General features: G+C 68.2%; 19 protein-coding genes. 7 read left to right on the top strand and 12 right to left on the bottom strand.

Translation table 11 applies throughout. The features are described from left to right. Positions 1–156 precede the first annotated feature (156 nt). Complete coding sequence (locus FZ033_RS17080) at positions 157–1,266, bottom strand: anhydro-N-acetylmuramic acid kinase (protein ID WP_149577296.1); 1,110 nt, start codon at positions 1,264–1,266, stop codon at positions 157–159. A gap of 118 nt (positions 1,267–1,384) precedes the next feature. On the opposite strand from FZ033_RS17080, the gene tyrS reads away from it, so the two are divergent. Continuing rightward, positions 1,385–2,635 (top strand): tyrosine--tRNA ligase, encoded by a 1,251-nt coding sequence (gene tyrS, locus FZ033_RS17075; protein WP_149577295.1) that lies wholly within the window; start codon positions 1,385–1,387, stop codon positions 2,633–2,635. Between the two features lie 421 nt (positions 2,636–3,056). Next, positions 3,057–4,406 (top strand): 30S ribosomal protein S12 methylthiotransferase RimO, encoded by a 1,350-nt coding sequence (gene rimO / locus FZ033_RS17070; RefSeq protein ID WP_149577294.1) that lies wholly within the window; start codon positions 3,057–3,059, stop codon positions 4,404–4,406. 72 nt (positions 4,407–4,478) lie between these two features. Here the strand turns inward: rimO and FZ033_RS17065 are convergent, their stop codons facing one another. The 3 genes from FZ033_RS17065 to FZ033_RS17055 all read right to left on the bottom strand — a co-directional run bounded on the left by FZ033_RS17065 (position 4,479) and on the right by FZ033_RS17055 (position 7,107). Next, positions 4,479–5,252 (bottom strand): bestrophin-like domain, encoded by a 774-nt coding sequence (locus FZ033_RS17065; RefSeq protein WP_149577293.1) that lies wholly within the window; start codon positions 5,250–5,252, stop codon positions 4,479–4,481. A gap of 162 nt (positions 5,253–5,414) precedes the next feature. Next, the gene (locus FZ033_RS17060; protein ID WP_149577292.1) at positions 5,415–6,455 is read right to left on the bottom strand and encodes an aminotransferase class III-fold pyridoxal phosphate-dependent enzyme; all 1,041 of its coding nucleotides are present in this window, start codon (positions 6,453–6,455) and stop codon (positions 5,415–5,417) included. A 271-nt stretch (positions 6,456–6,726) separates the two neighbouring features. Beyond that, entirely contained in the window at positions 6,727–7,107 is a 381-nt protein-coding gene (locus FZ033_RS17055; protein WP_149577291.1) for a 4a-hydroxytetrahydrobiopterin dehydratase, read from the bottom strand. 237 nt (positions 7,108–7,344) lie between these two features. On the opposite strand from FZ033_RS17055, the gene FZ033_RS17050 reads away from it, so the two are divergent. Next, positions 7,345–7,851 carry a sterol desaturase family protein gene (locus tag FZ033_RS17050; RefSeq protein ID WP_149577290.1) on the top strand — a complete coding sequence of 169 codons (507 nt, stop codon included), beginning with the start codon at positions 7,345–7,347 and terminating at the stop codon, positions 7,849–7,851. A 96-nt stretch (positions 7,852–7,947) separates the two neighbouring features. Here the strand turns inward: FZ033_RS17050 and clpA are convergent, their stop codons facing one another. The 3 genes from clpA to FZ033_RS17035 all read right to left on the bottom strand — a co-directional run bounded on the left by clpA (position 7,948) and on the right by FZ033_RS17035 (position 11,752). Beyond that, the gene (gene clpA, locus FZ033_RS17045) at positions 7,948–10,416 is read right to left on the bottom strand and encodes an ATP-dependent Clp protease ATP-binding subunit ClpA (protein ID WP_149577289.1); all 2,469 of its coding nucleotides are present in this window, start codon (positions 10,414–10,416) and stop codon (positions 7,948–7,950) included. Positions 10,417–10,652: 236 nt separating this feature from the next. Next, entirely contained in the window at positions 10,653–11,027 is a 375-nt protein-coding gene (clpS, locus tag FZ033_RS17040; protein WP_012116508.1) for an ATP-dependent Clp protease adapter ClpS, read from the bottom strand. 380 nt (positions 11,028–11,407) lie between these two features. Continuing rightward, positions 11,408–11,752, bottom strand: a complete 345-nt coding sequence (locus FZ033_RS17035) for a phasin family protein (protein ID WP_149577288.1) — start codon at positions 11,750–11,752, stop codon at positions 11,408–11,410. Positions 11,753–12,043: 291 nt separating this feature from the next. Between FZ033_RS17035 and FZ033_RS17030 the strand changes: the two genes are divergently transcribed. Further along, the gene (locus FZ033_RS17030) at positions 12,044–14,050 is read left to right on the top strand and encodes a D-alanyl-D-alanine carboxypeptidase family protein (protein WP_149577287.1); all 2,007 of its coding nucleotides are present in this window, start codon (positions 12,044–12,046) and stop codon (positions 14,048–14,050) included. 15 nt (positions 14,051–14,065) lie between these two features. On the opposite strand, the gene FZ033_RS17025 is transcribed toward FZ033_RS17030, so the two are convergent. Beyond that, a complete protein-coding gene (locus FZ033_RS17025; RefSeq protein WP_149577470.1) occupies positions 14,066–14,791 on the bottom strand; it encodes a DnaJ domain-containing protein in 726 nt (241 codons plus the stop codon). 56 nt (positions 14,792–14,847) lie between these two features. After that, positions 14,848–15,594 carry a VWA domain-containing protein gene (locus FZ033_RS17020; protein ID WP_232847541.1) on the bottom strand — a complete coding sequence of 249 codons (747 nt, stop codon included), beginning with the start codon at positions 15,592–15,594 and terminating at the stop codon, positions 14,848–14,850. Positions 15,595–15,810: 216 nt separating this feature from the next. Here FZ033_RS17020 and panC point away from each other — a divergent pair, with 216 nt between their 5' ends. After that, positions 15,811–16,668, top strand: coding sequence for a pantoate--beta-alanine ligase (panC, locus tag FZ033_RS17015; RefSeq protein WP_149577286.1), 858 nt, complete (start codon positions 15,811–15,813; stop codon positions 16,666–16,668). Positions 16,669–16,778: 110 nt separating this feature from the next. Here the strand turns inward: panC and FZ033_RS17010 are convergent, their stop codons facing one another. The 3 genes from FZ033_RS17010 to metC form a co-directional block, all read right to left on the bottom strand. Next, on the bottom strand, positions 16,779–16,973 hold the full coding sequence (locus tag FZ033_RS17010) for a hypothetical protein (protein WP_149577285.1): 195 nt from the start codon (positions 16,971–16,973) through the stop codon (positions 16,779–16,781). A gap of 63 nt (positions 16,974–17,036) precedes the next feature. Further along, positions 17,037–17,966 carry a bestrophin family protein gene (locus tag FZ033_RS17005; protein ID WP_149577284.1) on the bottom strand — a complete coding sequence of 310 codons (930 nt, stop codon included), beginning with the start codon at positions 17,964–17,966 and terminating at the stop codon, positions 17,037–17,039. Between the two features lie 93 nt (positions 17,967–18,059). Further along, a complete protein-coding gene (gene metC, locus FZ033_RS17000) occupies positions 18,060–19,256 on the bottom strand; it encodes a cystathionine beta-lyase (protein WP_149577283.1) in 1,197 nt (398 codons plus the stop codon). Between the two features lie 181 nt (positions 19,257–19,437). On the opposite strand from metC, the gene FZ033_RS16995 reads away from it, so the two are divergent. Both FZ033_RS16995 and FZ033_RS16990 read left to right on the top strand, forming a co-directional pair. Beyond that, a complete protein-coding gene (locus FZ033_RS16995) occupies positions 19,438–20,448 on the top strand; it encodes an amino acid ABC transporter substrate-binding protein (protein WP_149577282.1) in 1,011 nt (336 codons plus the stop codon). Between the two features lie 104 nt (positions 20,449–20,552). Further along, on the top strand, positions 20,553–21,848 hold the full coding sequence (locus tag FZ033_RS16990; protein WP_149577281.1) for an amino acid ABC transporter permease: 1,296 nt from the start codon (positions 20,553–20,555) through the stop codon (positions 21,846–21,848).

Genomic DNA, 21,848 nt, shown 5'->3' with positions numbered 1-21,848 from the left:
TCGACCGGATGTGACGCCCCGGTTTTGCGGAAGACTAAGCTGAACCGCTGCCGCATGCACCTTGTCGCGACGGGAGTCCCTCAGGATTTCGCGGCCTTGGCGTCGGTGGCGGAAGACCGCGCTGGTTGTCTCAACCCCAGCGCGTCCGCCACAGGCTCACGGCTGGAACAGCACCCCGCCGGTCATGGGCTCCGGCGCCCCCGTGGTGGTGGGATAGGTCAGCGGCAGCCCCCGCAGCGCCCGGGCGGCGATATAGCCGAAGGCGTGGGCTTCCAGTGCGTCGGCGGACCAGCCCACCGCATCCGCCGTGCGCACGTCTGCGCCCAGCCGCGCGGCCAGCATGGCCAGAAGCGTCGGGTTGCGCGCGCCGCCGCCGGCGACGATCCAGCTTACGGGCGGGCGTGCCAGCAGCGGAATCAGCGCCGCGACAGTCTCCGCCGTGAGGGCGGTGAGGGTCGCCGCGCCATCCTCCAGCCCCATGCCGGCCAGGCCCATGCGCTCGCCCACGAACAGGCGGAAATCGTTGCGGTCCAGCGATTTGGGCGGCGGCTGGCGGAAGAAGGGATGCTCCAGCACCTCGGCGATGCGCCCCTCGTCCACGGTGCCGCGCGCCGCCGTGCGGCCGTCGGCGTCGAAGGGCACCTTGGTGCGGGCGAACAGGAAATCGTCGATCAGCGCATTGCCCGGCCCGGTGTCGCAGGCGACGGGCGGGGCATCGCCGTCGATGACGGTGACATTCGCCACCCCGCCCACGTTGAGCACCGCCACCGGATGGGGCAGCGCGAGGCGCCGCACCAGCGCGCGGTGGAACACCGGCACCAGCGGCGCCCCCTGCCCGCCCGCCGCCACGTCGGCGGCGCGGAAATCCGCCATCACCGGCACGCCAAGGCTGTCGGCGAGACGCTGGCCAAGGCCGATCTGTACCGTGAGGCGGGCATCGGGCCGGTGAAACACGGTCTGGCCATGGAAGCCCACGAGGTCGATGTCGGACGGGGTGAGGCGCATCTGGTCGAGGAGCCGGCGCACCGCCTGCGCATGCAGGTCGGTGATGCGGATCTCGGCCTCGCGCAGCACGCCGGGCCGGTCGGTGCGAGCGTTGATGCCGCGCGCATCCTCCATGGCCTGAACCAGCAGCGCCCGAGTCGGCGCGTCATAGGGCAAGGTGAGCGCGGCTCCGAGCCACTGGACCTCCTCGCCGTCGGTGTCGATCACGGCGGCGTCGATGCCGTCCATGGACGTGCCGCTCATCAGGCCCACCACACGCATCCGCTCACCCCCAAAAACGCTCGCCCTGTGCAATCTTGCGCGGGACCTGATACACCACCGCTCCTTTCCGGCGCGTGAGCGCCCGCCTCAAGGCCGATCCAGAAGACCGATTCCAGCGATGACCTCCCAGACCTTCCGCTCCGATTTCCTGCGCACGCTCTCCGAGCGCGGCTACATCCACCAGTGCTCGGACCTTGAGCGCCTCGACGCCAAGGCCGCGGAAGGGCCGATCACCGCCTATATCGGCTTCGACGCCACCGCCTCCAGCCTCCATGCCGGGCACCTTCTGTCCATCATGATGCTGCGCACGCTCCAGCGCACCGGGCACAACCCCATCGCGCTCATGGGCGGCGGCACCACCAAGATCGGCGACCCGTCCGGCAAGGACGAGGCCCGCAAGATGCTGACCGACCAGCAGATTGACGACAACATCGCCTCCATCCGCAAGGTGTTCGCGCGCTTCCTCGATTTCGGGGCGGGCGCGAAGATGGAGAACAACGCGTCCTGGCTCGACGAGCTGAAATACATCCCGCTTTTGCGCGAGGTGGGGCCGCACTTCACCATCAACCGCATGCTCACCTTCGATTCGGTGAAGCTGCGGCTGGAGCGCGAGCAGCCGCTCACCTTCCTCGAATTCAACTACATGATCCTGCAAGCCTACGACTTCGTGGAGCTGAACGCCCGCCACGGCTGCATCCTGCAGATGGGCGGCTCGGACCAGTGGGGCAACATCGTCAACGGCATGGAGCTGGGCCGCCGCATGCGCGGCGCGGATCTCTTCGCCCTGACGACGCCGCTGCTCACCACCTCGTCCGGCGCGAAGATGGGCAAGACCGCCGGCGGCGCGGTGTGGCTCGATGCCGACCTGCTTTCCCCTTACGAATACTGGCAGTACTGGCGCAATGCCGGCGACGCCGACGTGGAGCGCTTCCTGAAGCTCTTCACCGAGGTGCCGCTGGACGAGATCGCCCGCCTCGCCGCCCTTCAGGGGCAGGAGATCAACCTCGCCAAGGAGGTGCTCGCCACCGAGGCCACCGCTTTGCTCCACGGCCGCGAGGCCGCCGAGAAGGCGAAGGAGACCTCCCGCGCCACCTTCGCCGACGGCGCTTTGGCGGTGGACCTGCCCACGGTGGAAGTGCCCCGCGCCACGCTGGAGGCGGGCCTTGGCGTCGCCAACGCCTTCGTGGAAGCCGGCCTCGTCGCCTCCACCAGCGAGGCGCGCCGCCAGATCAAGGGCGGCGGCCTGAAGGTGAACGATGCCGCCGTCACCGACGAGAAGGCTGTGATCGATCTGTCCGCGCTGACGCCGGAAGGCGTGGTGAAGCTGTCGCTGGGCAAGAAGAAGCACGTGCTGCTGAAGCCGGTGTGAGGGCGCGCGCCCCGGACGCATGCCCGGGCGCAATCTCGTCCCCTCTCCCGCCCGAACTCGGCTGGTGCCGCGTTCGGTTCCCAAGAGCCGAAGCCGGAAACATCCGATTTTGGAGCGGCGGGTGAGCGACTGGCAGGCGCTTCCCCACCCGTCTCCCCATCGTCGCCCTCCGGCTTGACCGGAGGGCCCATCCCGCCTCTTGTCCAAACCCCGCAGCCTTGTCCTAGCCGGGCCATGGGCCGTCCGGTCAAGCCGGACGGCGACGGTGCTCTCTCCTCTTGAGGCGCCGCTCACGCGCCCGCACCCTCCTTCGGCCACAAAGTCGCGGGATTGACGGGGCGCGGGCGCTCGGTTACGCGCCAGCCCTTCGCACAGCCCATATCGCCCCGCCAAACTTGCCCAAGAGAAACCCGCTCGCCCCATGGCCGACACCGCCCTGAACTCCGCGCCATCCAAGGCTGCGCCCCGCATCTCCTTCGTCTCGCTGGGCTGCCCCAAGGCGCTGGTGGACAGCGAGCGCATCGTCACGCGGCTGCGCGCGGAAGGCTATGAGCTGACCAAGACCCATCAGGGCGCCGACCTCGTGGTGGTGAACACCTGCGGCTTCCTCGACAGCGCCAAGGCCGAAAGCCTCAACGCCATCGGCGAGGCGCTGGCCGAGAACGGCAAGGTGGTGGTCACCGGCTGCATGGGCGCCGAGCCCGAGCAGATCCGCGAGGTACACCCGAGCGTCCTCGCCATCACCGGCCCGCAGCAATATGAGAGCGTGCTGGCCGCCGTGCACGAGGCGGTGCCGCCGGCCCACGATCCCTTCCTCGACCTCGTGCCCGCCGAGGGCGTGAAGCTCACGCCGCGCCACTACGCCTATCTCAAGATTTCCGAGGGCTGCTCCAACCGCTGCACCTTCTGCATCATCCCCAAGCTGCGCGGCGACCTGGTCTCGCGCCCGGCCGGGGATGTGCTGCGCGAGGCCGAGCGGCTGGTGAAGGCGGGCGTGAAGGAGCTGCTCGTCATCTCGCAGGACACCTCGGCCTATGGGGTGGACCTGCGCTATGCCACCAGCCCGTGGGGCGACAAGGAAGTCGCCGCCCGCTTCCTCGATCTCGCCGGCGCGCTGGGTGACCTCGGCGCGTGGGTGCGCCTGCACTATGTCTACCCCTACCCGCACGTGGATGCGGTGATGGAGCTGATGGCGGCGGGCAAGGTGCTGCCCTATCTGGACATCCCGTTCCAGCATGCCAGCCCCACCGTGCTAAAGCGCATGAAGCGCCCGGCCTCGCAGGAAAAGACACTGGCCCGCATCCAGGCGTGGCGCGCGGCGGTGCCGGACCTCACCCTGCGCTCCACCTTCATCGTCGGCTTCCCCGGCGAGACCGAGGCCGAGTTCGAGGAGCTGCTCGGCTTCCTCGAAGAGGCGGAGATCGACCGCGCCGGCTGCTTCAAGTTCGAGCCGGTGCGCGGGGCGGATGCCAACGCGCTGGAGGGTGCCGTGCCCGACGAGGTGAAGGCCGAGCGCTACGACCGCTTCATGCGCACCCAGCAGAAGGTGTCCGCCCGGCGCCTCAAGCGCAAGGTGGGCACCCGGCAGAGCGTGATCATCGATACGGTGACGGCCGACGGCGGCATCGGCCGCACCAAGGGCGACGCGCCGGAGATCGACGGCACCGTGAAGGTGTTTGCCCGCCGCCCCCTGCGCGTGGGCGAGATCGCCACCGTGAAGATCGAGGCGGCCGGCCCCTATGACCTCTCCGGCACCGCCGTCGGGTTCTGAGGGCCGACCCGATCGGAGCAAGGCCACCTGATCGGGAAACCTGCCCGGCGCCTGCCCCGCCCGCGACGGCCGTCACGGCGCGGGCGGTATGACCACGCCCCCTGAAAAGCCCTGGATCGTCCACTCGTAGGGCGCAGCGCTGGTGCGGAAATTGCCGAGGCGCGGCGCCCCAAGATCCAGAATGTCGACGATCACGACCGTCCACATCAACATCAGCACCACCACCAGCATGGGCTGGCTCTTGTCCCTGAGCCCGAGCTGGTAGCCGACCGAACCCGTGCTCAGCAGCGTCATAATGATCAAGAGCCAGAACAGCTGCGGCGGCAGCCTCGTCTCCATGGCGAGCCGCTCGGCGGCGCTCATGTCGAACGTGTCGTTGATCGCTGCCATCAGCGAGGCCGACACCGGATCGGGCTGCTCGCGGATGATGGCCGCCAGATGCCCCCATATGGCTGATTGCAGCACGCCGGTCTTCTGGTTCAGCGCATCGATCCGGGCCATGTCGATGCCGGCCGTCACGAAATCCGAGCGAACCCTGGTGTATTGCTCCAGCAGGGTCGCGATCGCCTCGGCGCGGGGCGTTCCCACCGCCTTGGCCCGCAGCCAGGCGGTGCCGATGGCGTTGGCCTCGGCGAGCGTTCCCGTGCGGCGTTCGCTGAACCTTGCGTTGGCGAAGGACAGGGTCAGCGCCAGAACAAAGGCCATCAGGGCCAGCATGCCGCCGACGACCACGCCCACGCCCTCCATCTGCACCGTCGCCCGGGCCTTGGCCCGCCGCCCCATCCAGACGCCGATCCTGTGGGCGACGAGTTGGACCGCGAGCAACAGCAGCCCGAAAGCGGCCATGCTCTGCTCGGCTATTGCAGCAAGAAATGCCATCGGCCTGGCCCCCTCGCCTTCCGCTCCCGGTAACGCCATGGCGGTGCTGTCGGGATTGGCCTACTGACCAGGCCGGTTGTCAATTGGGATCAGCGGGCAGGTCCTCCCGCGACGCGCCTCGGCGCCACCTCACGCCGGCTCGCGGGCCATCCCGGCCACCACCACGTCGAGCCGGTCGGCGGCCTCGGTGATCTCCGCCGCCGTCACGTCGAGGGGCGGCAGGAAAGCCAGCACCTCGCCCATGGCGCGTAACCTCGCGCCCCGCTGTTCCAGCTGTTCCGCAAGCGCCTCGGCCGGGCCGGTGCAGACGAGGCCTTGCATCAGGCCCGTGCCCACGAGGTTGCTGAATAGGTCCGCCCGCCGGTAGCGCAGGGTCGCGAGGCGGTCTTCCAGCTGCCAGCCCAACGCCTGAAACCTCCCCTCGAAACCGGGGGCAAAGGCCGTTTCCAGAATGCCGGCGGCCGCGGCCAGCGCATCCTGCGGCGCCACCGGCAGGGTACCGGGAAGGCCCCGCGCCCATTTGGCGGTGAGCACCAAGGCGGCCAGCGGCAGGCCGGCGCCCTCCCCCACCAGCATCAGGTCCGGCGTCACGCCGGTCCATTCATGGGCGAAGGCCATGCCGGTGCGCCCCAGGCCCGCGTCGGTCTCATCGAAGATCAGGGCGAGGCCGTATTCGTCCGCCGCCTCGCGCAGCTCGGCGAGGAAAGAGCCGGGCAGCATCTCGATGCCCGCCGCAAGCCGCACCGGGGCGACGAACAGGCCGCCCGTCTTCGGCCCGATGGCGGCGCGCACCGCGCCGATCTCATCAGGCATGCGGCTGACCTCCGCATCGCCGGCAAATTCCGGCGGCAGCGGCGCATCCCCGGCGCAGACCAGCAGTTCCCGCCGCTTGGGCCGTCCGGCGATGCGATGCTGGGCGCGGATGGCATCTAGGATCACGCGCCGGACGGTGGCGGCCGACGGCAGCAGCACCGCCCTGTCGCCGAAGGAGTGGGCGACGAGGAGGTCCGCGAGGGCGGCGGGGTCCGGGGCGGGCGCGGTTTCCGAAGGCTCCTGCGCCTGCTCGGCTTTCGCGATGAGACAGGCGCCGGAAAAATCGAGGGGCGCGAGGCATGTCTCGCCGCTCGTCTCGCCGCTTTCCCCGGGCGGCTCCGGCGCAGGTTCGGACATGGCACCTCCGGCGCCGACAAAAGCCGGCGGCCAAGCAACAAACACATGGGGCAACACACAGGGCCGGCACAGGCCGGCGGCAATCGCATCAGCGTGCGCCTGCAAGGGCGCGGCCTCAACCGGTCACAGCACCGCAGGGCGCGCGCGCCACGCTTGCCGGCCGCCCCTCCTCTCCCCTCGCGGGAGAGGAGCCGGGGGTGAGGGGGCACCCGCCGCGCGGATGCCACTGGTTCTCAGCGTGCGCCTCCCGCCAGGGGTGATGGCACCCCGCTCAATCGTACTTCAGGTAAGAGAAGCGCAAATCGTGCTGGGGCGTGCCTTCCAGCGGCCCGTCGGCCTGAAGGCCCGGCTGCCACGTCACCATTTCCTCGATCTTCTGCGCCAGGGCGAAGTCGCGCACGGTGATGCCCTTGGCGTCGTGGGACATGAGGCGCACCTCCACCCAGGCGTAGGAGGCGGTGAGGTCGGGATGGTGCCAGGCCGCCTCGGCGAGGTGGCCCACGGCGTTGATCACCATCAGCGTGCCCTTCCAGCTGTTGGTGCGATAGTTGCGGCGGATCCAGCCGTCCTCATAGCGCCAGTGGGGAAGGTCGGCCTTCAGCCGGGCCTCGATCTCCTCGGGGCCGAAGGTGTGCTTGCGGTCGATGGTCATGGGCCGTCTCCTCGATGCGGTTCCGGCCGGGCCGGTTCACCGAACTGATCTATCTCGTTTGTTTGTCGCATTTTCTGCGCGCGCAACGGTATCCACCGGCGTGACATGGTCCGGGCACGGAAAGAAACCGTACGCAGGATTGATCTGCCACAGGGCGCGGCGCGCCGGCCGATGCTGTATATCCAGCCTGCCGCCGGGCGCTCATATGCCCCGCAGGCCGCAGCCGATGGGAACATCATGTCCACCACCCTCGCTTTCCTCGTCAATGCGCTCATCGTGATCGCCACGGTCGCCGCCATGGAAGGGGTGGCCTGGGCCGCGCACAAATATGTCATGCACGGCTTCGGCTGGGGCTGGCACAAGTCGCACCATGAGCCGCGCGAGGGCGTGTTCGAACGCAACGACCTTTATGCGCTGCTGTTCGCCGGCATCGCCATCGCCCTCATCTACGCGTTCCGCAATGGCGGCGCGCTGCTGTGGGTGGGCGTGGGGATGACGGTCTACGGCTTCCTCTATTTCTTCGTGCACGACGGCATCACCCACCAGCGCTGGCCGTTCCGCTACGTGCCGCGCAACGGCTACCTGAAGCGCTTGGTGCAGGCCCACCGGCTGCACCATGCGGTGGATGGCAAAGAGGGCTGCGTCTCCTTCGGCTTCATCTATGCCCCGCCGCCGGCCGACCTGAAGGCGAAGCTGAAGAAGCTCCACGGCGGCAGCCTGAAGCACAACGAGGCGGCGGAGTAGGCGGGATCGCCCTCGCCCGTTCCCGGCACCACACCCCGGAAACGAAAAGAGGCGGCCGAAGCCGCCTCTTTCTTTTATCGGGTGCCGGTGCGGCGCTCAGGCCTTCACCAGCGGCAGCTTGGGCACCGGGCTGCCGCGGCCAGGGCCGCCCGCGGGACCGCCGGACTTGGGACCCTTCGGCCCGCTCTTGGGACCCTTGGAGCCGGGCCGGGAGGCCTTCGCCTTGGCCGCCGGCTTGCGGCGCTTGGCCGGTTCCGGGGCGATCTTGTCCGGCTTGGGGGTGACGGGGCCTTCGGGGAACTCGAAGCCGAGCTTCGAGTCCGTGCCTTCGCCCTCCACCACCACGCGGACATGGCCGCCATTCTTCAGCGCGCCGAACAGGACGAGGTCGGCGAGCGGGGTCTTGATGTGCTCCTGGATGACGCGGGCCATGGGCCGCGCCCCCATCTGCTCGTCGTAGCCGCGATCCACCAGCCACGTCCCGGCCTCGTCGGACAGCTCGATGGTGACGTTGCGGTCCGCCAGCTGGGCCTCCAGCTGGAGCACGAACTTCTCCACCACCTGGGTGATGACCTCGGGCGGCAGGTGGCCGAACGGGATCACCGCATCGAGACGGTTGCGGAACTCCGGCGCGAAGGTCCGGTTGATGGCCTCCGAATCGTCGCCCTCGCGCTTGGTGCGGGTGAAGCCGTAGGCGGGCTTCGCCAGGTCCGCCGCGCCGGCGTTGGTGGTCATGATGAGGATCACATTGCGGAAGTCGATCTGCTTGCCGTTGTGGTCGGTCAGCTTCCCGTGGTCCATCACCTGCAGCAGGATGTTGAAGAGGTCCGGATGGGCCTTCTCGATCTCGTCCAGCAGCAGCACGCAGTGCGGGTTCTGGTCCACCCCGTCGGTGAGCAGGCCGCCCTGGTCGAAGCCCACATAGCCGGGAGGCGCGCCGATGAGGCGGCTGACCGTGTGGCGCTCCATGTACTCCGACATGTCGAAGCGCAGCAGCTGCACGCCCAGCACGGAGGCGAGCTGCTTGGCCACTTCCGTCTTGCCGACGCCGGTGGGGCCGGAGAACAGGTAGGAGCCGATGGGCTTCTCCGGCTCCCGAAGGCCCGCGCGGGCCAGCTTGATGGAGGCGGCAAGCGCGTCGATGGCCTTGTCCTGCCCGTAGACCACGCGCTTGAGGGTGGTGCGCAGGGTGGCCAGCACCTCGGCATCGTCCTTCGAGATGGTCTTGGGTGGGATCCGCGCCATGGTGGCGATGGTGGCCTCGATCTCCTTCAGGCCGATGGTCTTCTTGCGCTTGGCCTCAGGCAGCAGCATCTGCGCCGCACCCGACTCGTCGATCACGTCGATCGCCTTGTCCGGCAGCTTGCGGTCGTGGATGTAGCGGGCCGACAGCTCCACCGCCGCCTTGATGGCTTCGTTGGTGTAGCGCAGCTTGTGGTAGTCCTCGAAGCAGGGCTTGAGGCCCTTGAGGATCTCGATGGCATCGGCGACGGACGGCTCGGCCACGTCGATCTTCTGAAACCGGCGCACCAGGGCCCGATCCTTCTCGAAATACTGACGGTATTCCTTGTAGGTGGTCGAGCCCATGCAGCGCAGGCTGCCGGAGGCCAGCGCCGGCTTCAGCAGGTTGGAGGCGTCCATGGCCCCGCCCGAGGTCGCACCGGCGCCGATGACCGTGTGGATCTCGTCGATGAACATGATCGCGTTGGGGTAGGCCTCGATCTCCTTCACCACCTGCTTGAGGCGCTCCTCGAAGTCGCCGCGATAGCGGGTGCCGGCGAGCAGCGCGCCCATGTCGAGGGCGAACACGGTGGCGGTGGCCAGCACCTCCGGCACGTCACCGTCGTTGATGCGCTTGGCGAGGCCCTCGGCGATGGCGGTCTTGCCCACGCCCGGGTCGCCCACGAACAGCGGGTTGTTCTTCTGCCGGCGGCACAGCACCTGGATGGTGCGGGTGATCTCCGGATCGCGGCCGATGAGGGGATCGATCTTGCCCTCGTGCGCCTTCTTGTTGAGGTTGACGCAATAGGCGTCGAGCGCGTCGGCCTTCTTCTTGGTGTCGTCGCCGGACTTGGTCTCGGTCTCCTCCTCGGCGCCGCGCACGGGGCGGCTCTCGGACATGCCGGAGCGCTTGGCGATGCCGTGGGAGATGTAGTTGACCGCGTCGTACCGCGTCATGTCCTGCTCCTGCAGGAAATAGGCGGCGTGGCTCTCGCGCTCGGCGAAGATGGCGACGAGCACGTTGGCCCCGGTCACCTCTTCCCGGCCCGAGGACTGCACATGGATCACCGCGCGCTGGATGACGCGCTGGAAGCCGGCGGTGGGCTTGGAATCATCGGACCCGGACTGGACGAGATTCTCCAGCTCCGTATCCACGTATTCGATGAGATTGCGACGGAGCTTCTCCATGTCGACGTTGCAGGCCCGCATGACGGCGGCGGCGTCCTGATCGTCCACCAGGGAGAGAAGCAGATGCTCGAGGGTCGCGTATTCGTGGTGGCGTTCGTTGGCGAGGGCCAGAGCGCGATGGAGCGACTGTTCGAGGCTGCGTGAGAATGTAGGCATCGACACCTCTTCCGCGCATCGCTCCCGGCCCTTGGAAACCCCGCCAGCTTGGGGAGCGCGTGCACCATTCACACAAACTTCGTACCGGATGCCGCAGTGCGCAAGCCCCTCCTGCGATGGAAAAACGCTTCCCTTAGCCTGTCGCCCATGGCGAGCACAAGACAGCGCCTCGCATTCCGGGCCTCAGCGGCCCGAAATTCGTTCATCACGATTTTTCGCGAAGGGCGTGAGCCGGCTTATTTCTTTTCCATCACGCACTGGAGCGGATGCTGGTGCTTGCGGGCGAAATCCATCACCTGCGTCACCTTGGTCTCGGCGACCTCATAGGTGAAAACGCCGCACTCCCCCACGCCGTGATTGTGCACGTGGAGCATGATCGTGTTGGCCTGGTCACGGTCCTTGTTGAAGAACCGTTCCAGCACATGCACCACGAACTCCATGGGCGTGTAGTCGTCGTTCAGCAGCAGCACCCGGTAGAGCGAAGGCCGCTTGGTCTGCGGCTTGGTGCGGGAAATGACCGCCGTGCCGGGACCATCGCCGCCCCTGCGGGGTGGCGTGTCGGGGCCGGCCAGGGCCGGCGCCTGAAAAGTGGAAATGGAAATATGCATCATGTCCGTCGCGCCCTGTTCCGCTGCTCCGGCCGTCGCACGGAGTTTGGCGCAGCTCCCTGAATGAGGAGAATAATAGGAAGAGCGACGCGTCTTCGCCAGTGCCGCGGCGGAATCCGGGACCGCACAGTGCCGCATCCGCGCCGGGCGCGGCGGCACGACGGGTCCATGCGGGCCGCCAGAACGACTAAGGCCCGGCGCTGGGCCGGGCCTTGTGACGCAACGCTTCTTTACGCAACTTACGCAACCGAACGCATACGCAGAACTTGTTACGCACTTACGCCTGACGCACTTACGCGTGGCTCCCGAGGGAGCCGGCACGCCGGAGGGATGCGAGAACAGCCGCCTCCGGCGCGATGCCCGTTACGGGCGAAATGCCAGCCTCAGCCGGGGAACTTGAAGCCGGTCTTGCCGAGGGTCGACTCGAAGGGCTTGTAGGTCTCCTTCGCCAGCTCGGTGTAGAGCTCGCCGAGCTTGGTGGCCTGGGCCACGGCGCCCTCATAGGCCGACTTCAGGTAGGTCTGCTGGATCTCGATGGCCTGCTCAACGGTCTTGGCGCCGAGCAGCTTCTCGAGGGCAGCGGTGCCCTGCTCGAAGGAAGACTTGGTGTAGTCGGCGATTTCCACCGCGATCGCCTGGGCGCTCTTGGAAAGCGTGCCGAAGCTCTTGAGGGCGGATTCGATGTTGTCCTTGCTGATCTTCTGCAGCTCTTCAGCGGTCTGAACCATTGGGAGTCCCCTTTTTGCCGGCAAATCGGCCGGCCCCGCGCAGAGTGGTTATTGCCTCCGCTCAGTTGTAAATATTATGCACTGCAGCACGCTCGTCAAGCGATTTTTGTGCAGCGCACAATATGGCAGCGCTGCCAGGTTTACGCCTTGGTAACTCCGCGTTTTTAGGCTCTGCACTTGGTCGCTTCCTCCAACCCTCGGTGCGACGCACAAGCCTTACACAAGGCTCCGGGTCACAACGGGCGCGGGAACTGGATCAGGTTTGCGACCAACGACACGGGACAAAAGTGCATGCGCATATCGTCGGCCGGCCTCTCCATGACCTCGAAAGCCCTTGCTTTCGCGGTGCTTGCGGCATTTTCACTGACCGCGACCGTGGCCGACGCAAAGCCGCGCAAGAAGGCCCATGTGGAACGCTCGAAGGAGCGCTCCAAGACCCGAACCGCACAGCGCGCGACCCAGCCCGCATCCGCCCAGGACAGCGAGGATGCCAGCCGCTGGCGCTATGGCTCCTCCGCCATCATCGTGGACGCGAATACCGGCAAGGTACTCTATGAGGACAATCCGGACGCCCTGCGACATCCTGCCTCAGTCACCAAGATCATGACCCTTTACCTCCTGTTCGAGCAGCTGGAGGCAGGCAACCTGAAGCTGGACAGCGATCTTCAGGTTTCGGCCAAGGCGGCCTCGCAGCAGCCCTCCAAGCTCGGGGTCAAGCCCGGCTCCTCCATCGAGGTGGAAGACGCCATCAAGGCGCTGGTGACGCGCTCGGCCAACGACGTGGCGGTGGTGATCGCGGAAAACCTCGGCGGCTCGGAATCCGAGTTCGCGGAGATGATGACCCGCAAGGCCCGCGCCCTGGGCATGAGCCGCACCGTGTTCCGCAACGCCTCCGGCCTGCCCAACCCCAACCAGGTGACCACGGCGCGCGACCTGTCCGTGCTCGGCCGCGCGATCCAGGACAAGTTTCCCAAGCAATACAAGTACTTCTCCACCCGCACCTTCTATTATCGCGGGCAGGCCATCGGCAATCACAACCGCCTGCTCGGCCGGGTGGAGGGCGTGGACGGCATCAAGACCGGCTATACCCAGGCCTCCGGCTTCAACCTCGTCACCTCGGTCAAGCGCGACGGGCGCTTCCTGGTGGGCGTGGTGCTGGGCGGCTCCAGCGCCGGTTCGCGCGATGCGCGCATGACCAATCTCATCAGCCAGAACCTCAACGTCGCTTATGCCGGCGGGCGCACCGCGCCCAAGGTCACCGAGGTGGCCGAGGCCGCCATTCCCGTCACCCGCTCGTTTGCCGCGCCCATGCCGGTGGTGGCCCAGCGCGACGAGGACACCCCTCACGCCGTCGCTCCGCTGCCCAAGCCGGCCGCCGTGCAGATCGCCGCCGCCGAGCCGGCGACCACCGCCTCCATTCCCCCGGCCAGCCGCCAGGGCCAGAACCAGCAGGCCGCCGCCCAGCCGGTGAAGCCCGGCTCCGCCGAGCCCATCCGCCCGGTGGCGGTGAAGACTGTGGCGGTGCAGCGTCCGGTCCAGGCCGCGGCCACCACCACCACCGCCGCCCCCTCCCCGGCGAGCTTCTCTGCTCCCGCCGGCGTGCTCGGCTATCTCGGCCCCTCCGGTGGCACCCTCTCTCCCGCTGCCTCGGCGGTGCAGGCCGTGGCCCAGGGCCACGCGCGGCAAGCTCCGGCGCAGACCACTCCGGCCCAGACGGCCCCGGTTCAGACCGCGTCGCTCCAGCCCGCAACCGCCCCGCAGGCCGCAGCGCCGGCCGGCAAGGACACCTCGCGCCTCGCCTCGGCTGTGGCCAGCGGCGCCTCCGAGCAGGCCCTGCGCGCCGCCCGCATCGCCGCCATGGAACCCGACGACGCCTATGCCCAGGCCATGAAGGCCACCCAGCGCACCCAGAGCGCGCCCCAGCCGGCAGCCGCCGCCCCGGCCCGGCCGGTGCGCACCGCCTCCCTCGGCCCGGTGGCCGCCCCCGAGCCGGCGGCCAATTCTGCCACGGCCAAATCCGCTCCGGCCAAGTCCCCGGTGCCGGCCTCCGCCCATTCCGGCTGGCAGATCCAGATCGGCGCCTTCGGCGGCGAGCGCGAGGCCAAGGCCAAGCTCGATGCCGCCAAGGCCCGCGCCAAGTCGGTCCTCGGCAGCGCCGATCCCTATACGGAGAAGGTGACCAAGGGTTCGTCCGAACTCTACCGCGCCCGCTTTGCCGGGCTGGACGAAAAGGGCGCCCGCGAAGCCTGCCGTTTACTCAAGCGTAATGACTTCGACTGTATGACGTTCAAGAATTGAAGTCATGCACGGGACTCAGCCATGCTTGCGCAAGATCACGTCCTTGGCGCGATTTATCCTCGCCGCGAGATAGCTGGATCCACCCAGGTCGGGGTGGAGCTTCTTCATGAGGGCGCGGTGCGCCGCGCGGACGGCCTCAGCCTCCGCACCCGGCTGAAGGCCAAGGATCTCATAGGCTTCCTCTTCGGTCATCGCGTCGCTGCCCGCGCGGACGCGCTCACCCGCGCCCATATTCCCGCCACCCGCATCCGCCTGTGCGTGCTCACGCCAGGCGGGCGCCCGGCGGTCGAGATAAGCTTCGAGTAGCGCCAGCGACTGCGCATCGCAGATGCGGCGCAGGGCGAGCAGGGCCGGCACGTCCAGCGCATCAAGCGTGGTGCCGGCATTGGGGCCTGAAACGACGACGCCCTTCATCTCGCCGCTGGCAAGGTCCAGCTCCATCTCCAGCAGCTGGGTGCGCACCTTCGAGACCTGCGGCGCGCCCCGCTTGCGGAACAGGCTGCCGAGATAGCCGCCCACCCCCTGCGGATCGAGCCGGCCCAGCAGGCCGATGCCCACCGCCGCCAGCGGGATCGCCGCCCCGAATCGCCCAGTCGCCAGCGCCCCCGCCGCCCCCAGCAAGGCGGCGTAGGCCAGCGAGCGCATGAGGATGGCCATCAGCACCTTGGGGTCGGCCTTGGTCCAGATCTTGAGGCCGTAGAGGCCGATGATCAGCAACAGGGCACCGGCAATCAGGCTGATCACGAAAACCACCTCACAGGTCGAGCGGGTTCAAGGCTTGGGCGCATGCATCCGCCTCAGCGGCCGAGCGCGGCGATGAGCAGGCGCGCCCCCGCATCGCGCCGGTTGGCAAGTGCAAGGCGCCCGCCCGCCGCATAGGCCGCCACCGCCGACAGAAGCTGGCGCAACTCATCAGGGGCGTGCGCATCGAACCGGCAATAGGCGCCGGAGGTCACATCCGCCAGGGTGCGGAACACCTCCTCCACCCGGCTGTCGCGCCCCTCCTGGAACATGAACAGCCGCACCCCGCGCAGCGCCAGCTGACCCGCCGCCTCGATGAGCCGGGCGGCGTCCTCCTCCATGGCGTCGCCGACGAACACCGCCGCCTTGAGGCCGGAACGCTCCGCCTCCCGCGACAGGTGGGCGAGCACGCGATGGATCTGGGTGAGCCCGCCCTGGCAGGCGATGCGACGCATGAGGGCGCCGAGCGTTGCCGCATCGGTCACGAAGGGCGAGGCCCGGCATTCCCCCTGCCCCCGGTAATAGACGATCTGCATGTCGAGCCCGCCATGGGCGGCGGCGGAGGCGAACATGTCGGCCTGGATGTCGCAGGCGAGCGTCCAGGTGGGCTGGCGCGAGCCGGTGGCATCGAGGGCGAAGGCGAGGCGCCCGCGCCCGTCCGCCGGCCGCGCCGGAGGCATGGCCCGCGCGGCGGCCAGGAAACGCGCCACGTCGTCGGCGCCGGAAACCACCGGGGATGCCGTGTCTCGCGCCGTATCCCGCGCCTTGGGCAGGCGCGCGCTCTTGTCGTCGGTTTTCGCCATGGGGGCCTCTTGGTCCACACATAAGCCGGCCCGCCCGCCGAACCAAGGGGCGGGGGCGCCGCGCCGGGAAACGCGCAAGGAAACGCCAACTCAGCAGTTGATGACGGGACGGCGACACCCTATCTCCTCCCGGCGCTGCCATCCGGCGGCCGGGGCCGTGGGGCAGGATCTGCCTGAACGAGTGCTCCGGCGGGCGGCAGGAGAGGGTTTGAGACCATGGCGACATTGCCGAAGGTGGTGGGGCGCGTTCGCGACCTCAGGGCGCGGGTGGCGGAATTCCGCGCTGAGGGCGCGCGGGTGGCGCTGGTGCCCACCATGGGCGCGCTGCACGCCGGCCATGTGGCGCTGGCGGAAAAGGCGCGCGAACTGGCGCAGCGCACCGTGGTGTCCATCTTCGTGAACCCAACCCAGTTCGCCCCGCACGAGGACTTCTCGCAATACCCGCGCGCGCTGGAGGCTGACCTCTACAAGCTGGCGGACGTGGGCGTGGACCTCGTCTACGCGCCGACGCCAACCGAGATGTACCCGTCCGGCTTCGTTACCCGCATTGCGGTCGGCGGCCCCTCGGAAGGGCTGGAGACGGACTTCCGCCCGCATTTCTTCGGCGGCGTCGCCACCGTGGTGGGCAAGCTCTTTATCCAGTGCGCGCCGGACTACGCCATGTTCGGCGAGAAGGACTACCAGCAGCTCAAGGTGGTGACCCGCCTGTCGCGGGACCTGGACCTGGGGGTCGAGGTGGTGGGCCTGCCCACCATCCGCGAGGAAGACGGCCTCGCCCTGTCCTCCCGCAACGCCTATCTGGACGAGGAGCAGCGCACCATCGCGCCGGTGATCTACACCGCCCTCACCCGCGCCGCCGAGGCGATCCGTACCGGCACTGCGCCGCAGGCGGCGGTCGGTGTCGCGCGCGGCATGATCGAGGCGCTGGGCCTGAAGGTGGACTATGTGGCCGCCCGCAACGCCGACACCCTCGCGCCCCTGAAGGAGGGGCCGGAGGCCGGTCCCGAGCCCATCCGCCTGCTGGCGGCGGCGTGGCTCGGCGAGACCCGGCTCATCGACAATATCCCGGTCTGAGGACGCCCTGGAGCGTTTTCCGCTCGCCCTGGCTCACGGCAATCGCTCCAGACTCTTGTATTATCGCGTTTTCCTCACGCGAACCGGTGTCCACTTCGCTCGAGAACGCTCTAGCCGGCGCTGCAATAGCTTATGGTCAGGGCGAGCACCACGAGGACCAGGCCCACGGTCAGCACGGTCAGGATGCGCCCCGAGATGACGCCCTGGCGGGCCTGGACCCCGCTCTTCACCGGCGCGCCGTCCGGCGTGTGCGCGTCGGGATCGCGAAATCCGCGCTCCTCCTCGGTTCCGGTGGGGTTCTGCATGACGCCCTCCTTGCGGCCCAGCCTCCGCCAGAGAAGAACGCCCGGCCCGCGCGGCGGTTTCACCTACAGCAACAGATAGGCTTCCGGTACCGGCGCCGCCGGCAGATCGCCCTCGCCCATGCCTTCCCTCAGGATGATCTCGATGCCGGTAGCCAGCGCCGCGATGGGCAGGTCGTTGGGCAGCGTGCCGAAGGGTTCCTCCAGCTCGCTGCCCAGGGCATCCAGGCCGAAGAAGGTATAGGCCACCAATGCCGCCGCCAGCGGCGTGCCCCAGCCCAGCACGTCGGCGAAGCCGAACGGCAGCAGGAAGCAGAACAGGTACGCCGTGCGGTGGAGCAGCAGGGTGTAGCCGAAGGGCACCGGCGTGGTCTTGATGCGCTCGCAGGTGGTGAGCGCCTCAGTCGTGCGGCTGAGCACCCCGTCGAGCATGACGAACTCGTTGTCGGAGAGGTGGCCCGCCTGCCGCAGCGTTGCCAGCACGGCGCCCATCTCGCGCAGGATGCGATCGGGCAGAAACCGGTCCGACACGCCCGGCGGCGTGTGCGACAGGCCCGCCGGCAGGACGCGCAAAAGGTCGGCCGTCGCGGCCCCCTCGCGCAGATGCACGACCAGGGCGTGGGGGAAGGCGATGGCGAGATCCACCAGCCGCCGCCGGCCCGCCACCGCCTCAGGCCCGCGATGCTCCAGAATCAGGCTCTGGCGCAGTAGGTCCCGCGCCATGGCGATGAGCTGGCCCCAGGCCTTGCGGGCCTCCCACCAGCGGTCGTAGCAGGCGTTGTTGGAGAAGCCGAGAAACACCGACAGGGCGATGCCGAGCAGCGCGAACGGCGCCCCGTCGAAGCTCGGGATGCGGCCGGGATCGGTGCGATGGGCCAGCACAACGGCGCCCGACAGCGCCATCACCACCACCACCTGCGGGAAGATGCGCTGGAGCACCGATCCCCGCAGGATGAAGAACAGCCGGAGCAGTCCCGGTCGCGGCCGCACGATCATGGCTGGTGCACGCTCCCATCAGGTTGGCCGGCACTCTGAAGGATCAAGCGCTCCCTTGTCTTGCGAGATGTCGTCCCGGATGTCGCGATGGTGTCAGGCCGCCGCCCGCATCCTGGCGAAGGCCTGGTCGAGATCGGCCTTCAGGTCGGCCACGTCCTCGAGGCCGATGTGCAGGCGCACGCCGGGGCCTTCCACGTCCCATACGGTCGCCGTGCGATAGTCGCGGCAATCGAAGGGAATGGCGAGGCTCTCGTAGCCGCCCCACGAATAACCCATGCCGAACAGGGCCAGCGCATCGAAGAAGGCGGCGACGGCACGCTCCGGCACCTCGTTCAGGATCAGGCTGAACAGGCCGGTGGCGCCGGTGAAGTCGCGCTTCCAGATTTCGTAGCCGGGATCGGTGGGCAGGGCGGGATGCAGCACCCGCGACACCTCCGGCCGATCCTGCAGCCATTGCGCCATCTCCAGCCCCGAGCGCTGGTGCTGCGCCAGCCGCACCGCGAGGGTGCGCAGGCCGCGCGCGCCGAGCGCCGCGTCATCCGGGCTGATGGTGATGCCAAGGGTGCCGTGGGTGGCGATCACCTTCTTCCAGGCCGCTCCAACGGCGGAGATGGTGCCCAGGTTCAGGTCCGCATGGCCGCCGATGTACTTCGTGCCGGCCTGGATGGAAATGTCGACCCCGAAGGCATGGGGCTTGAAGAAGAGCGGCGTCGCCCAGGTGTTGTCGATCAGCGTGGTGATGCCCCGCGCCCGTGCCACTGCCGTAATTGCAGGCACGTCCTGCATCTCGAAGCTCTGCGAGCCCGGCGATTCGAGGAAGATGGCACGGGTGTTGTCGCGGATGAGCTGCGCGATGCCGGCGCCCACCAGCGGATCGTAATAGGTGGTCTCCACCCCGAGGCGCTTGAGCACCTGGTCGCAGAAGGTGCGCGTGGGGCGATAGGCGGTGTCCACCATCAGCAGGTGGTCGCCGGCGCCGAGCACGGACAGCAGGGAAATGGAGCAGGCCGAAAGCCCGGACGGGGTGAGGGCGATTCCATCGCCGCCCTCCAGCGCCTTCAGCGCCGTCTCGAAGCTTTCGGTGGTGGGATTGCCCCGCCGGCCGTAGCTGTAGCGGCCGCGATGGTGGATGAGATCGTCATAGGTTGCCGAAAGAACGGTCGATCCGCGCACCACGGGCGTATTCACGAAACCATCGAAACGCTTGGGATCGCGGCCGGAGTGTACGACTTTCGTCGCAGGCCTCAGGCCGTTGCCGCTGCCTGTTCCATCATCGTGCCCATGCGACATGCAATTCTCCTGTGCCGATGGTCGGCTGGTGCATGGCCCCTACTATTGACCCGCCCGCGCCGAGGGGCTGTGATGGGCGGGATAGACGTCTTGTGTCGCCCCGTCGAGCCTGACCCGCCGCCCTGGCGGTTCGACCGGACGGCAGGGAGACGGAGGCGTCATCTCAGAGAAGGAACCTTCCGTGAAACGCATCCTCTTCGCAGCAGTTGGGCTTTTGTCTCTGGCCGGTGCCGTCAATGCCGCCACGCTCGACGAGGTCAAGGCGCGCGGCTCGGTCAACTGCGGCGTGTCGCAGGGCCTGCCGGGCTTCTCGAGCCCGAACGACAAGAACGAGTGGGGCGGCCTGGACGTGGACTTCTGCCGCGCCATCGCGGCGGCGATCTTCAACGATCCCGCGAAAGTGAAGTTCAGCCCGCTCTCCGCCAAGGACCGCTTCACGGCGCTGACCTCCGGCGCCATCGACGTTCTGTCGCGCAACACCACCTGGACCATGTCGCGCGACACCACGCTGGGGTTCAACTTCGCCGGCGTGATCTATTATGACGGCCAGGGCTTCCTCGTGCGCAAGGCGCTGGGCCTGAAGTCGGCGAAGGAGCTGCAGGGCGCCTCGATCTGCGTGCAGACCGGCACCTCCAACGAGCTCAACGTGTCCGACTTCTTTCGGGCCAACAACATGAAGAACGGCGAGGTGATCGCGTTCGGCACCATCGACGAGACGGTGAAGGCCTATGAATCGGGCCGCTGCGACGTGTTCACCGCCGACCGCTCCCAGCTCGCCGCCGTGCGCCTCAAGCTGACCAATGCCGCCGACCACGTGATCCTGCCCGAGACCATCTCCAAGGAGCCGCTCGGCCCGCTGGTGCGCCATGGCGACGACCAGTGGAGCGATCTGGTGCGGTGGGTCTATTTCGCCCTGCTCAACGCCGAGGAACTGGGCATCACCCAGAAGAACGTGGACGAGCAGGTCAACTCCCAGAACCCGGACGTGAAGCGCCTCTTGGGCACGGACGGCAAGTATGGCGAGGGCATCGGCCTCACCGCCGACTGGGCGGTGCGCATCATCAAGGCCACCGGCAATTACGGCGAGATCTACGACCGCAATGTCGGCCCCGCCACCCCGCTCGGCATCGAGCGCGGTCTCAACAACCTGTGGACGAAGGGCGGCATCCAGTACGGCATGCCCGTGCGCTGACGCAGCTCTGCCTGCACACTTAAGCTGAAGGTGGCGGACGCCTGGGGCGGCGCCCGCCACCACCAAAGATAAAGGGCTCAAAAGCCCGTACTTTCGGGGGTACCATGTCGGATGTTCGCCTTTCGGGGCCACCGGCGGCGTCGCGCCGTCGCTGGTCGTGGACGGATCCCAAGCTGCGCTCCTCGGTGATCCAGATCGTCCTGGCGCTCATCATGGTGTGGCTGGTCTGGTCCTTCTATGCCAATGCGCAGGCCAACCTCTCCCGCCTCGGCATCGCCTCCGGCTTCGGCTTCCTCGACAATCGCGCCGGCTTCGCCATCAGCCAGACGCTCATCCCCTACAACGAATCCATGAGCTACGGCCGCGCCTTCGTGGTGGGCCTGCTCAACACCCTGCTGGTGGCCTTCCTCGGCGTGGTGCTCGCCACCCTCATCGGCTTCGTGATGGGCGTCGCGCGCCTCTCGAAGAATGTGGTGATCAAGGCGCTGGCCTCCGCCTACGTGGAAATCACCCGCAACCTGCCGCCCCTGTTCCAGATCATGTTCTGGTATCTGGCGGTGCTCTCCACCCTGCCGGGGCCGCGGCAGAGCTGGGGCTTCGGCCTCCAGCCCCTGTTCGGCGCCATCGGCTCCGGGCTCTCGGGCATCGGGCTGGGCTTCCTCGGCACGCCCATATCGAACTTCGCGGCCAGCCTTTCGGCGCCGTCCGTGTTCGTGAACAATCGCGGCCTCGTGCTGCCGCGTCCGGTGTTCGAAGACGGCTCCATGGCCATCCTCTACGCCCTGATCGCGGCGGTGGTGGTGAGCTTTGTGCTCGGCCGGTGGGCCAAGAAGCGGCGCGAGGCCACGGGCAAGCCGTTCCCGTCGTTCTGGGCGGGGCTCGCCCTCCTCATCGCCCTGCCGCTGGCGGCCTCCTACGCCGTGGGCAATCCCGTCACCATCGAGACCCCCGAGCTGCGCGGCTTCAACTTCGTCGGCGGGCTCAAGGTCATCCCCGAATTCGTCGCGCTGCTGCTGGCTCTTGCCATCTACACCGGCGGCTTCATCGCCGAGATCGTGCGCTCGGGCATCCTCGCCGTCTCCAAGGGCCAGAGCGAGGCGGCGCACTCCCTCGGCCTCAGGAACGGGCCGACCCTACGCCTCGTCATCATCCCGCAGGCCATGCGGGTGATCGTGCCGCCGCTCACCAGCCAGTATCTCAACCTCACCAAGAACTCGTCTTTGGGCGTGGCGGTGGGCTATCCGGACCTGTTCGCCATCTTCGCCGGCACCACGCTGAACCAGACCGGACAGGCCATCGAGATCATCGCGGTGACCATGGCGGTCTACCTCACCATCTCCATCCTCACGTCGGCGATCATGGGCTGGTACAACAAGCGCGTCGCGCTGGTGGAGCGGTGA

The sequence above is a fragment of the Xanthobacter oligotrophicus genome, assembly GCF_008364685.1.
Taxonomy (GTDB): Bacteria; Pseudomonadota; Alphaproteobacteria; order Rhizobiales; family Xanthobacteraceae; genus Xanthobacter; species Xanthobacter oligotrophicus.
Note: the sequence above shows the minus strand (reverse complement) of the source record. Positions and strands in the feature narration are given on the sequence as shown.